This window comes from Mucilaginibacter pineti, from assembly GCF_900101875.1.
Classification (GTDB): domain Bacteria; phylum Bacteroidota; class Bacteroidia; order Sphingobacteriales; family Sphingobacteriaceae; genus Mucilaginibacter; species Mucilaginibacter pineti.
On record NZ_FNAI01000003.1, the window covers coordinates 299855 to 314509 of the forward strand.

Below are 14655 nucleotides of genomic sequence, written 5' to 3' on the forward strand. Positions count from 1 at the left end.
ACTAATGGTTTCTTTATAATATCAAGCAAATTTCAAGCAAACTCTCCAAAGCTGTTAAAAGCGTATCGAGGTTCCAAGAATAAATTTAAAAAAAAATAATCCAAAAATCAATTAATAGTAATATGACAGGTAGTTATGTAAATTTTGTAGGCATAGGCGTAGACGCTATAACATATGATGAATTGTTTACTAAAGTTGATAAGTGGATAGCAAACAAAAACGGCCGTTCCCATCACATCGCATGTGTAAACGCATATAATGTGGCATTGTCTGTAAGTAATAAAGAGTTATACAGGATTTACAACAATGCAGATATAACCGGGGCGGATGGAATTCCTTTTGTAAAATGGATCAATAAAATCGAAAAAATGGATTGCGACAGGATCGCTGCGCCAGATACGATATTGATGTTGGCTGAACACGCCAAAGTCAAAAACTATACATTTTATTTATATGGCGGGGCACCAGATGTGTGTGTGAAAATGAAAGAGTTTTTGGAAGAAAAATTTCCACATATCAATATTATTGGTCATATGTCTCCCCCCTTCAGAAAGTTGACACCAGAGGAGGACGAACAAATTATCAATGAAATCAATGCGCTTCAGCCGGATATTATTTGCGTTGGCCTGGGTACGCCAAAGCAGGATTATTGGATAGATGAAAATATAGAAAAGATCCGGGGTTCTGTACTGATAGCATCAGGGGCAACATTTGACTTCTTTGGTGGCCGCGTAAAAATGGCCCCCGATTTTATAAGAAAATCAGGGTTTGAGTGGATGTACAGGTTATTTGGTAAAGATTTTAAAAGGCTATGGAAAAGATACATTATCATGTATAGTGTATTTGTTGGAACGTTCATGCTGCAAAAGAGCGGTATAGTTAAATATGCAGTGGTAAAAGATCTTAGAAATTAGATTGTCAGCGATAACATTTTTCCTAAAAATCATATTATGATAATACGTTCAAGAGCTCCTTTAAGATTGGGTTTGGCCGGTGGGGGAACGGATGTGGGTCCATACACGGACCAATATGGCGGCGCGATACTTAATGCTACCATAAACAAGTTTGCTTATGCGACATTAACCCCACTTTCCCTTCCTCAAATTGTAATCAAATGCCATGATATTAATGAACACCACATTTTTAATAGCGTGGAGGAATTTGACCTTTCAGACAGTAAGCTTGCCCTGATCAAAGGGATTCATAACAGGGTAAAAAAAGAGTTCAATATTAAACAACCCCTTTTTTATCAATTGGAAACTTATGTGGATGCCCCACCAGGGTCAGGTTTAGGGTCATCTTCCACGCTTGTAGTAACTATCCTGGCTGCATTTGCAGAATGGTTAGATTTGCCGCTTGGTGATTACGATCTGGCGCACCTGGCTTATAGCATAGAAAGAGAAGATCTTGAGTTATCCGGCGGCAAGCAGGATCAGTACGCGGCGACATTCGGAGGCTTCAATTTTATGGAATTTTATCAGGATAGGGTAGTTGTTAATCCTTTGCGGATCAAGCAGAATTATATATACGAACTTGAATTCTCAATGATTCAATATTATACAGGCACCTCCCGCCTTTCCTCTAAAATAATCGATGCGCAAGTGAAAAATGTCAGCGAGCAGGCCGTTAAGTCTATCGATGCCATGCATTCTTTAAAGCAGCTGGCATACGATATGAAAGAGTCATTACTTAGGGGCCGGCTGAACGACATTGGGCACTTGCTGAATGATAGTTGGGTTTCAAAAAAGGACACCGCAGATGAGGTCAGTAACACACTTGTTGACGAAATATACGATGCAGCTATTCATAACGGTGCGCTTGGCGGAAAGATATCAGGTGCAGGAGGAGGAGGCTATATGATGTTTTATGTTAAAAATGGCTATTTATATCACCTGATAAACGTATTAAACAAATTTGACGGGCAAGTAGAGCGTATCAATTTTTCTGATAAAGGTGTTTTGACCTGGCGAACATAAAATAAGTCAGAAATCTCTTTTAAACCAAACTATTTTTCCCCGATATTGTTACAAAGTGCATATTAACATTCTTTTTAGGATGTTACCGGATATAATTTGACTACCCGAATTTTATCTAAGTGAAAAGGAAAAACATAACTATCTTATGAAAAATAACTTATTAATTCTCTCCCTAATTCTGATTGGTTTTTCGGGCTGTAAAGTAGACGATATAAAACCAAATCCAGCAGATACAAATTACGACGTAACAAATAAATTCTTCCGTGTTATAACTCGGGCAAACGCTGATTATTCAGTGATCATTACTTACAGCCCTCCCGGTGCGGCGAGCGATACTATAAAAACAAAAAGTTCCAACGGTTTTGAATATAATTATGGTTTTGCGCCGAAAGTGGGGAGCAAAATTAATGTAAAAATTATTGCTCCTAAAGCCAGCACTATTAATTCTACCATAAATTATAAAAATATCAAAGTTGGCGGAGACAATGTGCTGCCAGTTGAGTCAGGCGGGTTAGAGGTGAATTTTGATTATGTTGTTGGCGAATAATAAGTCTGTTATTCATCCAATGGTTTTTGATTTTTCGTTATTCTTCAAATAAAGTTTTAGGTTCCTGAACCTGGATTTTTTGAATAGCCAAAGATTTCAGCTTTGAGGTAATAAACTTAAAGGAATGCATTACAAAAGCCACTACGCTAATGACGTAACCAATGCCGGTAGAAATTATTCTCCCAAATTTCAATGAATGCTTATTTACGTTTGGGGAACTAAATTCATCCACCAGGTTCCGCATTTTTTTGTAATCTGAAGCCGTTATGTTTTTAGGTTTATGTTCCATTTAGTTTGTGTTTGTCTTCTTTTACGTCGGCAAATTTAAAAGGTTACATTTATTTAGGTCATTTGTAGTTGTGTATGTTATTTTGCAGAAAGATTGACGAATTAAGTATTATGCCGGAGTTTCCAAAATTTTTCTGATGTAAATACCAAGCATTGGTTCTTAAAAAATCACAATAGTTATTTAGTGCGCATAACTGTGAAAGTCTAAGATAACTTTGTCCGATATTGACCTATTATTTTAATTTTATCGTTTAAGCAGCATATTCATCTGAAATGTGTTCGCCATTTATAAAAATCCATCTTCATGAGTGCAAAAATTTCCGAGTTTTCGATTCCAAATCCCCAAAAAGAGAAAGGCGGCTCATCAGATATTTGGACAGTCGCTAACAGATATTTATACCATTGGCCGCTTTTTATAGCGTTTTTGACAGTTTCACTTGCATTGGCCTATGTTTACCTTCAACTTTCCGTTCCCGTTTACCAAGTAAAGGCATCAGTTATCATTAATGACGAAAAAAAGGAACCGGATTCAAAAAACCAACTCCAGGAAATTGATGTATATGGAAAATCTAAGTTGGCTGAAAATGAATTGGAAGTCTTCCAATCCAGAAGGTTAATAGAACAGGTGGTAACTGATTTGCAACTGCAGGTCAATTATTACCAAAAACATGGATTCAGGTCTGTGGATGTCTATACCAGCAGCCCGATAGTTTTCCAAGCCGTGGGGGCATCGAAAAAGGATACCATAACTACTTTGAAAATCAAATTAAATGATAACAAATCGTTTTTTTTGAGGGGGGCGGATTTGTCCTATAAAAAATATTTTTTCGATGAGATTTTATCCAGCAAAATGGGGTCCTGGAAATTGTCTCTCAGGAAAGGAATTGATTTTAAAGCAGGAACTGAATTTACTGTAGTCGTAAATCCGGTTAGTCTGGCAGCAGCCAATTATCAAAGTTCAATCACGGCTGAACAGCCCAATAAACTTGTTCCTGTAATCGAATTATCATTAAAGGATAAAAATGAACAGCGTAGTAAAGATGTAATTAATCGCTTAATTAACTTATATAACCTGAATAATGTTGCCGAGAAAAATCGCCTGACTGAAAACACCCTCGCATTCATCAACAACCGTATAAAGTCTCTCTCGGGGGATTTAAGATCATCTGAGAATGAGGTTCAGAATTTTCGCAGTAATGAGGGAATCGCAGATATTTCTTCGCAATCTAAAATTTATCTTGAAAATGCCCAGTCAAATGACAGCAAATTAAATGAAATCAATGTTCAGTTAAGTATAGTAGGAGCTGTTGAAAAATCATTAAATAGTCCGCAAAACATACAAAGTGCCTCTGCTTCGCTGGGTTCTTCCTATCCAAACTTAAATAGTTTAATTGAAAAGCTTTCCCAGCTTCAGCTGCAGCATGATAAAATGCTGACCAACACGCCTGAAAGTAACCCGGCATTTGAGCCAGTCAACGGGCAAATTTCGTCAACAAAAGCGGAGATCAAGGCAAACATCCAGTCCATCAAAGTATCCCTGCAATCGGTTAAAGATAAATTAGAGCGGTATAATTCAAATTACGAGTCGTCCATTAAAAACGTTCCTGTGCAAGAACGCGCGTTGGTGAGTAAAACAAGGGAGCAAACTATCCGTGAAAATTTATATAATTATCTCCTGCAGAAAAGAGAAGAGGTAGCATTGAACTATGCAGCTATCTTACCTGACGCCCGGATCGTTGACTATGCTTATTCGGGACCTGCCAAATCAATAGCCTTGTTTGTTTATTTGGGAGCAGTTTTGTTTGGCTTGTGCCTGCCTGCCGCAATTATTTACGGCCGGTTGAATTTGAATAGCCGGATTATGCACGCCGATGAAATCGAAAGCCAGCTTCAAACCGAAATTTTTAGTGAAATCTCAAAAGATACCACCTCAAATGGCATCGTTAACTTTAAAGAAGCGGGCACAGCCATAAGTGAGCAATTTAGGGATTTACGTACCAACCTGGTTTATCAAAATTTAAATGCGGAAAATGGGGTTGTAACTTTGGTGACTTCCAGTATTGCTAACGAAGGTAAGAGTTTCATCAGTTCCAATTTAGCTTCTTCACTGGCCCTTTCGGGAAAAAAAACAATAATTCTTGAAATGGATTTTCGTAAGCCCCAGGTAATAGATTCATTCAAGCTGGCAAAACAACATAAAGGTTTAATTGACTACTTAAACGGGAAAGTGAAGGTAGATGCGATTGTACAGAAATCCGGTGTCTTTGATAACCTTGACGTTATAGGTTGCGGTGTTATACCAAATAACCCTTCGGAGCTGTTTGAACGAAAAGAAATGGATCATCTATTTACTTATTTGAAAAGTGCATATCAACAAATAATAGTCGATTCTCCTCCGGTAAGTTTGGTAACAGATGCCAAGTTAATATCTAAGTACTGTGATATCACACTGTATATAATCAGGCAGGCATTTACTTATAAATCCCTGCTTAAATTTATAAACTCACTTTATTTAAAAGGACAATTGAAAAATATTCAGATTGTTTTTAATGGAATTGAAAATGGCCGGTATGGTTATGGCAATAACTATCAAAACGATTATTATCATATTCCAAACCTCGGTTCTAAACAAGCACGTAAAGTCAGGATGAAGAAATTTTTAACCAGATTTTAAAATTCTTTCGCCAAAAAGGTTTGACCATTAGTTTTTCCGCTGATTCATCTTTAAAGTTTTTAACAGTCGGGTAAAAAAACTTACATACAGATACTTATACCGTTCCAAAAACACGCCCATTAATCCGGATAATATAAGGACGCCAATTATTGGCTTCCAGATATTTTGCGAAATATTTTTATCAAGTTTTAAAAATGTATCCCATAAGATGATCAAGGGTAAGTGTAAAACATATAATGGAAATGTTAAATCGGCTATTTTTCTAATGCTGAGTGCCGTATTGTTCATTTTTGCTCTCGCGTCAGTAGTGGGTAAAAAATAAAGACCGATTGCAATTGCGGCTCCTATCATCCAGTCAGTCAAAAACTGGCTTGCATAAACCAATGGATAGGTACCCAAATCGCTTAATGGTTTTACAAAGTAAACGAGTATAAAGGTTGCTAAGATTGATATACTTACCGCACACCAGGTCATAAACTTATTGAGTACGAATTTCTGTGGTATTTTGTAAGCGAAATAGCCAAACAGCCAAATAGGCATCATTAATAATATTTTGGGACCGGCGATGAGGCAGGCGCCAATAGCAAGCAGGAGGGAACTTCTTTGGAACTTCCGATAATAGAAAAGTCCGAATATAACATAATACCAGAATTCAAAGCTTAAAGACCAAAGCGGCATATTTAACTGTGGAGCAGCGGAATAAAACCAAATTTCGTTGCAAAACAAAGCGGAGATGATATAATGTGAAATGCCGGCGTTCCTGCCATAGTTTAAGATAAGCTCTGGCGAAAACAACTTTATTAAGTACTGCGCAATGCCTGTTAATATGATGGCCGGCAGGACAATTGAATATAGTTTACTAAACCTGGCAATAAAATAATCATTTGCCGAGTTGTTTTTATTTGAAGTAGTGTACGCGATAACATATCCCGACAGAACAAAAAAGACAACCACCGCTGTGTGAGAAATGCGGTCAAAAGCAACAGTGATCTTATCAGCAGGTAACCAGTGAAAATAAACATGATATATCAAAACTGATAGCGCCGCGCAAATTCTTAGGGTGTCTAAATAGGCACTTGATGAACTTTCTAAAAACCTTGAATTTGAAGTTTGACTTTTCATTTAATTAAATTTGATAAGATTTTTATCTAGTCATAGTAATATCGAACGGGTAAAAATAATCTTAAAGAATTTACACTACGGTATAGTTTATGTTTTAAATTACTACTTACCATTATCGTTTACTAAAATATTTGATATTTGATACACAAAATGTACAATACCGATTCCCATGTTGACCAAACCGTCGTCAAAAGGCGGATTTTGTTATTTGTACTCAGCATTTTTTTGTTCTCATTCGGAAATATTATTTTTTTTACCGTCAGCCCTATTTTAGCTCAGCTATTTCAAACGGTCAGTTTCATGTCTTTCCTTTGGTTAGGGTTTAAACTGTTATCGTTTCAATTTGAGAGTAGTTATTTTAAACTTTTTTTCTGGTTGTTCACGGCTTGGTCGGTCTTTATCATTTTCAATGGTCTGGATTTATCCTACTTAGCAATTAAGCGATATCTTTACTCCGATTTTACTTTTTGGCCGTTGCTCATACCATTTGCCGCTTTTCTGCCAAAGGGTGGAGTTGTGTTCAGGCAGATGTTCAACTTGTTTTATTATTTGGGATTTGCCTTTATCTTTTTTGCTGTGCTTACCTCGCGGTACTATTTTGTAAATGCTGATATCGCTGAACAAGAGGTTTGGGCTTTTTCGACCGGTTGCGGTTTTATCTTATTAACCTGGAAATATCATTCAAACTTCAGGCGTTTCATAGCGCTCATAGCAATTGTAATAGCTTTATTGATAATGACCGTGTTGGCCCGAAGGAACCTAATGCTCACGAACATTGATTTTTTACTGTTTTCATTTTTTTTGTATTTGTTCTATTATTCGAAAGGAAGTATTTTCAAAAAAGTCAGTGCTTGCATAATAGTCGCTGTGTTGGTCATTTCTGCTTTTTTTATATTTGAACAACGGAAAGGAAATGATTTTAAACTGATTTCCAGCAGGGCGTCTGAAGATACGCGGGATGGCGTTTTTTCCTATTATTTTAACGGGCTGAAACATCATGAATGGATAGGAAAGGGGATGAATGGTACTTATTTATGTCCTGTTTTTGATAAAGTTACCGCGCAGGACCAACTCATTGACAGGGATTTGATCGAGTGCGGTTACCTTCAACTGATGTTGAAGGGTGGGTATATCGAGGTCGTACTATTTCTGTTGATAACTATTCCAGCCGGTATCTTAGGCCTGTTTTTCTCTAAAAATGGTTTAAGTAAAGCTTGTGGAATTATAATTTTTTTATGGCTTGTAGATATGATTCCTTATGGCCTACCTACTATATCCATACGTTATATGCTGGTTTGGTTTTCTGTAGGTGTTTGTTATAGCAAAACTTTCAGGAATCTTAAAGAAGAAACCATTGTAGCCTCCGCTTAAAGAACAATTACACTTGATACAAATAAATATATTTCTTCTATGAGAGTCCTATGGTTAACGCATACGCCCTCCGGCGCCAGTGATCGTTTGAAAGTAACAGACCCGGGCCGGGGTTGGATTGGTTCTCTTGAGGGACTTATTAAGGACCAGGACGATATTACTTTGGGAATCGCTTTTTTTAACGATAAACAGAAAGAGAAATTTGTAATCGGGCGGACCACGTATTTCCCTATCGGTTTTAAACACCAGGGTTTTCTTGGGAAATTACGCCAGCGGCTTTTTACCGACCTGTATGATACTAATGTTGACCAGGTGTTAGCAGTTATTGCAGAATTTAAACCTGATGTCATCCATCTCTTCGGAACAGAATCAGGAATAGGCGATATTTATAATTTAGTTGAAATTCCGATAGTAGTGCATCTCCAGGGCCTGGTAAAACCGTATTTGTACAATTGGTCCCCCAAGGGGATTTCGCAAAAAAATATTTACTGGGGATCTTCATGGCGTGCGCGCGTATTAAGGCGCGGAACCTATTTTGAACATAAATTATTTCAAAAACGTGCAGAACGAGAGGGCCGGATCATTAATGGCACAGAGTATTTTTTCGGAAGAACGGCCTGGGATAAAAATTACCTTGAACTTTATGGGAAAGGCGCAGGTTATATTCATTGTGAAGAAGTTTTGCGACCTTCATTTTATCAAAATATTTGGAAGAAACCCAATAATAAGGTTTATAAATTTGTTACAACCATCAACCCTCAAATTTATAAAGGGTTTGAAATAATCCTGGAAACAGCCAGGCTATTATCCGGGATCAATAATTTCGCATTTGAATGGCATATCATTGGTATTGAGCAGGAAAACGAAATAGTTGCTATTATGGAAGCCATTACAAACTTAAAATATCAAAACTTTAATGTTATATTCAGAGGGCCTAAATCAGAATCGGAATTAGTTGCCGAATTGTTGTCTGCTGATGTGTTTATTCATCCATCTCATATAGACAACAGTCCTAATAGTGTATGTGAGGCTATGCTTTTGGGCGTGCCGGTTATCGCTAGTTATGTAGGCGGAATACCCTCCCTTATTGAAGACGGGCATAATGGCGTTTTATACAATTCAAATGACCCTTACGAACTGGCTTCAAAAATATTACTTACTGTAAGAGATAAAGAATTGATTACACGGCTGTCGGAAAATGCAAGAGCTACTGGTATCAAACGCCATGATCATGAGCAAATACTTTCCACCGTGCTTTCTACTTACAATCATATAATTCAAAAAGATAAATTAAAAATAGCATAATGAGCATTGGAAAAGTAATATCGGTTGTTATACCTATATATAACAGGTTAGAAATTACCAAACAAGGCCTGTCCTATATTGACAAAGCGGTAAACCATTATAACAATAAATTTCCGCTGAAAGCTACCGTGAACATAGTTATAGTTGACGATGGTTCTACTGACGGAAGTTATGAATGGATCAAGGCCAATTATCCAGAAGTCATTGTTCTGAAAACCGATGGCAATTTATGGTGGACAGGTGCGGTTAATCACGGGATTCAGTACGTGTTGGATAACTTTAAAGAAAGCCAGGGTGTGATTTTGCAAAACGACGATGTAGTTGTAGATCAGGATTGGATAGAAAAGCTATTAACAGATGTAGAAAACAATCCAACCAGTTTGGTCGGCTGCGCAACGTCTACATTAAAAAATAACGGAAAATTGACTTATGGTGGCAGAAGGCTGCATCCTTGGTTTGCAACTGAAAAGATCATAAATGAAGGTTCCGATAAAACAAAGTTTCCCCCTGGTTTTGTGTCCCAGTCATTTGATCTTTACGGCAGGGGCTTATATATTCCGATTGCTGTATTCAAAAAAATAGGATTATTTAACAATGCCAATTTCAAGCATCGTGGCGATATGGATATTCCTTTACGTGCAAAAAAAGCGGGATTTAGCTTATTGGTGAGTTACGATGCTTTGGTTTATGAACTTCCCGAGCATACTTATGGCCTGGATATTAAGAAGAGTGTTTCTTTCAAGGAAGCGGTTAAGTTATTAACTGATTTCAGGTCTTCAAATAATATAAAGTTTATCTATCAGTATTCTTTGATAGCAACTAACAATGCCTTTCAGTTCACCGTTTTTTTTATGAGCAATCTCTTTTACAATGTAAGAAGAGTTGGCTGGCGCTTGGTGAGTAATTCATTTTTAAGTCCTAAATCGAAATAATAACAATCCCCTAAACATTCGCTATGTCAGAAAAAATCATCGTCGTTACCGGTGGAGCTGGATTCGTTGGATCTAATCTTATAAAAAAACTCAATGAAAATTCAATTACTAAAATAATCGTCATTGATGATTACGATGAGAGAAAATTGAAAAATATAAAAGATTGTTCTTTTATAGATTACATCTCTTATAAAAATGGGGTTAAAGAAATCGGCGAACAGATCAGCAAATATGATATATCTGCTGTGCTGCATATCGGAGCCAATGCGGATGTATTGATTCGCGATGCAAACATTATGTTCGACTTGAACTATGAACATTCAAAGTTCTATTTGAATTATTGCCTTGAAAAGAAAATTCCGCTTATTTATGCGTCAAGTTCAGCCATTTATGGTAATTCAAATAACTGCGTTATTGAAAATGAATTTGAAGATCCACATAATGTTTACGCCTGGTCGAAATGGATGTTTGATAAGTTGGTTTTGAACAATATAGAGAACTACCATTCAAAAGTGATAGGGTTAAGGTTCTTCAATATTTTTGGTATGGGTGAATTTCATAAGGATAAAAATGCCAGCCTTCCGCATCGGTTCTATCAATTTATTAACGAAAACGGATTTATTGACCTTTTTGACAGGGAGATATTGAGAGATTATGTATGGGTAGAGGATGTTACTCAAATTATAATTGATATTTTGTTTCAAGATGATTGGAAAAATGGCATTTATAACCTGGGATCCGGCACACCCATTTCTCATGAATCCCTCGCGCAGATAACGACAGAAATCTTTGTAGCGCGACAGCTTAAATCCAGCGGTGATGATCTTATCAAAAAAATAGCCATGCCGGAAAATTTACTGGGAAGTTTTCAGTTTTTTACCAAAGCAGAAAATCTCGAACCGAGGATTGCGAAATACACTGCTAATAATAAGGAAAAGGTTAAAAGTTACATTAATGAATTGATCGACTTCCATCAATAGTCAAATAATGAAAGTATTTTATTTATCTTCTTCCGCATTTTCAGATAACCAGACGAGTATGCTGCATCTTTTTTCCAGCGAATACACGATCACTTATGGTGTAATTATTCCATACGCCAATTCTAATTACTCCTATGAAGAGCTGGCAACTTATTGTAAAGACAAAAATTTGGATTTTTTACCTTTTCAATTAAAGCATCGTTTTAGAGACCCAAGGGTGATATTAACCTATTTAAAAGTAATAAAAGCCGTCAAGTCGCTCAAGCCAGATATTATATTTTTTGCAAACTTTGACCAGGTTTATATCAATATGCTTTTGTTATTGATTGATAAAGACCGTACAATCATTGGGGTACATGATGTTTCCAATCATAGTAATATCAGCTTTGGCCGCTTAAAAAGCCTTTCAAAAGATATCTTGCTGAAAAATTTCAAATACTTTTTAACCTATTCTAAGCTACAGAGAGGTATATTACTAAGGTCCTATCCGGATAAAACAGCATTTACCATTCCGTTGCCGTTGATCAATTTCGGGAAACTACCGGAGAAAGCCAACAAATTACAGGTTACAACTTTTTTGTTTTTTGGGTTCATTGCACCTTACAAGGGATTGGATCTTTTGCTTGCCGCCGTAAGCAGAATATCCAAGGTTAATAAAGACTTTCGATTAATTGTTGCTGGTAGAACTAATGACTGGGATGAAGTGTACAAGCCCTTAATTGACGATGAATCTGTAGTGCAAACTGAAATCAGGTATGTGAACAACGATGAAATCCCTACATTCTTCGCAAACGCAGACTACGTGGTTTTACCATATAGAGATACTACGCAGAGTGGCCCGTTAATGATCGCTTATAACTATAATGTTCCGGTCATTGCGAGTGATGCCGAAGGATTTAAAGAGTTTTTTGAACCGGGTATTACAGGATATACATTTGAACTGGGTAACCCACTCAATTTAGATGAGGTACTATTAGCTGCTATAGAACGAACCCCGGAAGATTATGCCAACCTTAAAAAGCGACTTGAAAAATACAAAAACCAACATTTTTCTAATGATCAGTTGATTGATCGATATGAGAGAATGTTTGATCAAGTATCATCCAGCTTCACAAAATAATCTTTCGTTGCGTTTTAACGCGGCAAATCAATGAATGTAGTATCTCTATGGCAAATATCTTAATAACAGCTCCCTGGCTCGACGAAAATAAAACGGTAAGCGGCGTATCTACTGTAGTTCGTACGATTATGGAGAACAATGACTCGCAACATGTTTATCATCATTTCAGAATGGGTAAAAGTGATGGTCAAAAAAAAAACTTGACATGGTTTATTGAACAATTTTTGCTTTATCCTAAGTTATTTTTAGTTTTACTTAACCGAAGAATAAGCATCTTGCATTTAAATACGGCTTTTGAAAAGAACGCCTTGATACGGGACTATTTTGCTTATATCATTGCAAAAAAAATTCTTAAAAAAACGATTTTTCTGCATATCCATGGTGGTTACTACCTCATGCAACCGCTTCAAAGAGATACTTTTCTGTACAACGTAGCAAAAAAAATGTTACATGGATCTGATTTAAGATTTGTCCTGAGCCCGATTGAAGATAACAAGATCAACGAGGACTATGATATCAGATGTACGATACTTCCTAATGCGATCCCATCTCCTGCTACAATAGACAGAAAAAACTTTGAGTCAAAGCTCAAATTAATTTACTTAGGCCGATTGGTTCGTTCAAAAGGTATTTTTGTTCTTTTAGAAGCCTTGGCAGAGTTAGGTCCTGAGATAGATAATTTCGAATTTAATATTTATGGAGCGGGTGCGGATAAGGAAGAATTTTTGGAAAAAATCAAGGATGTTAAAGATCTTAATTATAAATACCGGGGCGTTATCAAAGGACAGGACAAACTTGATGTCTTAAAACAATCGCACATTTTTTTACTGCCATCTTTGTCAAGTGAAGGCTTGCCTATGGCATTATTGGAAGCAATGAGTTACGGCTGCGTTGTTTTAGTCTCCGATGATGCATCCATGACCTCGGTCGTTAAAGACAGCTATAATGGATTTATCTTTCCACGAGGTGATAAAAAAGCTTTAATCAATAAATTGAAGGAAATTTTCTCTCATCGGAATAGCCTGTCTGAAATAGGCGCTTCAGCAAGTAAAACGGTCTATTCTAATTTTAATATTAGAAGTTACATGACGGCATTGAATGAGTGGGTCGATAAAGCATTAGCCCCAAATACTTTAAAATAATTTTTTTTGACCAATACAAATTGAGCAATTAACCAGCGCATATCATAAAAAGCAATGGTAATCTGTTTCTTCTTAATAAAAACCAATGGATAGCGGGACAATAGTTAGCTCGATCATTCTTGCCGGATGATTCGAACAGCAATTATTTTCATTTTCCAACAGCGCTACTATATTCAATTTAAAACAAAACAACTTTTTTATCATAACTAAAAACAAATGAACAAAACAGCGATCGTATGTGGCGCCGGCGGATTTATTGGCGGCCACTTAGTAAATCAATTAAAAAGTGAAGGCTATTGGGTGCGAGGTGTGGATATCAAGGCACATGAGTACGGAAATAATAATGCAGACGATTTCGTTGTAGGGGATTTGAGGGACTTTGAGGTTTGCAAGGCTCTTTTCGATAGGCCAATTGACGAGGTTTATCAGTTAGCTGCGGATATGGGCGGTGCTGGCTATCTTTTCACGGGCGATAATGATGCTGCGGTAATGCATAACTCAGCACTCCTTAATCTTAATATGTTGGAGATTAGTCGTTTAAATAACGTTAAGAAGATTTTTTATTCGTCTTCTGCCTGCGTTTATCCTGAATATAACCAAATGGATGCCGACAATCCAAAGTGCGCTGAAAATACTGTTTATCCTGCCGAACCAGATAGTGAATATGGCTGGGAAAAGTTGTTCAGCGAGCGACTTTACCTTACCTACCATAAAAATTACAGCATGGAAGTAAGGATAGGTCGTTTTCACAACATTTTCGGTCCACAAGGTACATGGGACGGTGGCAAAGAAAAAGTTCCCGCTGCTGTTTGCAGAAAAGTTGCCCAGGCAGTTGATGGCGGAGAAATTGAGGTTTGGGGCGATGGGAAACAGACACGTTCATTCCTTTTTGTTCATGAATGCGTTGAAGCTGTTAGAAGGCTGATGAAAAGTGATTTTTTAGGGCCGGTAAACATCGGATCTGAAGAAATGTTGCCAATTAATGATTTGGTTCATATGGTAGCTAAAATTGCCAATAAAGATATCAAAATCAAACATATCCCTGGCCCATTAGGTGTGAGAGGTAGAAATTCAGATAATACTCTGATTCGCGAAAAGCTTGATTGGGCACCTTCACAACCATTACATGAAGGATTGGAAAAAACCTATCAGTGGATTACCGAGCAAGTTGCAAAAGCTAACGAAGTAGTAATATAAT

General features: G+C 36.9%; 13 protein-coding genes. 11 read left to right on the forward strand and 2 right to left on the reverse strand.

What is annotated here, in order from left to right:
• Positions 1-122 precede the first annotated feature (122 nt).
• The 3 genes from BLS59_RS09510 (at position 123) to BLS59_RS09520 (ending at position 2523) form a co-directional block, all read left to right on the forward strand.
• Positions 123-914, forward strand: a complete 792-nt coding sequence (locus tag BLS59_RS09510; protein WP_091148261.1) for a WecB/TagA/CpsF family glycosyltransferase — start codon at positions 123-125, stop codon at positions 912-914.
• 66 nt (positions 915-980) lie between these two features.
• Positions 981-1976, forward strand: a complete 996-nt coding sequence (locus BLS59_RS09515; protein WP_205411228.1) for a GHMP family kinase ATP-binding protein — start codon at positions 981-983, stop codon at positions 1974-1976.
• Positions 1977-2121: 145 nt separating this feature from the next.
• On the forward strand, positions 2122-2523 hold the full coding sequence (locus BLS59_RS09520; protein WP_091148266.1) for a hypothetical protein: 402 nt from the start codon (positions 2122-2124) through the stop codon (positions 2521-2523).
• Positions 2524-2560: 37 nt separating this feature from the next.
• Here BLS59_RS09520 and BLS59_RS09525 read toward each other — a convergent pair whose 3' ends face one another.
• Complete coding sequence (locus BLS59_RS09525) at positions 2561-2812, reverse strand: hypothetical protein (RefSeq protein WP_091148268.1); 252 nt, start codon at positions 2810-2812, stop codon at positions 2561-2563.
• Between the two features lie 303 nt (positions 2813-3115).
• On the opposite strand from BLS59_RS09525, the gene BLS59_RS09530 reads away from it, so the two are divergent.
• The gene (locus BLS59_RS09530; protein ID WP_091148271.1) at positions 3116-5485 is read left to right on the forward strand and encodes a GumC family protein; all 2370 of its coding nucleotides are present in this window, start codon (positions 3116-3118) and stop codon (positions 5483-5485) included.
• A gap of 27 nt (positions 5486-5512) precedes the next feature.
• Here the strand turns inward: BLS59_RS09530 and BLS59_RS09535 are convergent, their stop codons facing one another.
• A complete protein-coding gene (locus tag BLS59_RS09535; RefSeq protein WP_091148277.1) occupies positions 5513-6607 on the reverse strand; it encodes an acyltransferase family protein in 1095 nt (364 codons plus the stop codon).
• An 867-nt stretch (positions 6608-7474) separates the two neighbouring features.
• On the opposite strand from BLS59_RS09535, the gene BLS59_RS31195 reads away from it, so the two are divergent.
• The 7 genes from BLS59_RS31195 (at position 7475) to BLS59_RS09570 (ending at position 14654) form a co-directional block, all read left to right on the forward strand.
• A complete protein-coding gene (locus tag BLS59_RS31195) occupies positions 7475-7978 on the forward strand; it encodes a hypothetical protein (RefSeq protein WP_143014087.1) in 504 nt (167 codons plus the stop codon).
• Between the two features lie 312 nt (positions 7979-8290).
• Positions 8291-9283: a glycosyltransferase family 4 protein gene (locus BLS59_RS09545; protein WP_162842597.1), complete on the forward strand. Its 993-nt coding sequence runs from the start codon at positions 8291-8293 to the stop codon at positions 9281-9283.
• Positions 9283-10215 (forward strand): glycosyltransferase family 2 protein, encoded by a 933-nt coding sequence (locus BLS59_RS09550; protein ID WP_091148287.1) that lies wholly within the window; start codon positions 9283-9285, stop codon positions 10213-10215. The genes BLS59_RS09545 and BLS59_RS09550 overlap by 1 nt, the downstream gene beginning before the upstream one ends.
• 23 nt (positions 10216-10238) lie before the next feature.
• A complete protein-coding gene (locus BLS59_RS09555; RefSeq protein WP_091148289.1) occupies positions 10239-11195 on the forward strand; it encodes an NAD-dependent epimerase/dehydratase family protein in 957 nt (318 codons plus the stop codon).
• A gap of 7 nt (positions 11196-11202) precedes the next feature.
• Positions 11203-12315, forward strand: a complete 1113-nt coding sequence (locus BLS59_RS09560) for a glycosyltransferase family 4 protein (RefSeq protein WP_091148297.1) — start codon at positions 11203-11205, stop codon at positions 12313-12315.
• A 47-nt stretch (positions 12316-12362) separates the two neighbouring features.
• On the forward strand, positions 12363-13457 hold the full coding sequence (locus BLS59_RS09565; RefSeq protein WP_091148298.1) for a glycosyltransferase family 4 protein: 1095 nt from the start codon (positions 12363-12365) through the stop codon (positions 13455-13457).
• 216 nt (positions 13458-13673) lie between these two features.
• The gene (locus BLS59_RS09570) at positions 13674-14654 is read left to right on the forward strand and encodes an NAD-dependent epimerase/dehydratase family protein (protein WP_091148306.1); all 981 of its coding nucleotides are present in this window, start codon (positions 13674-13676) and stop codon (positions 14652-14654) included.
• Position 14655 lies beyond the last annotated feature (1 nt).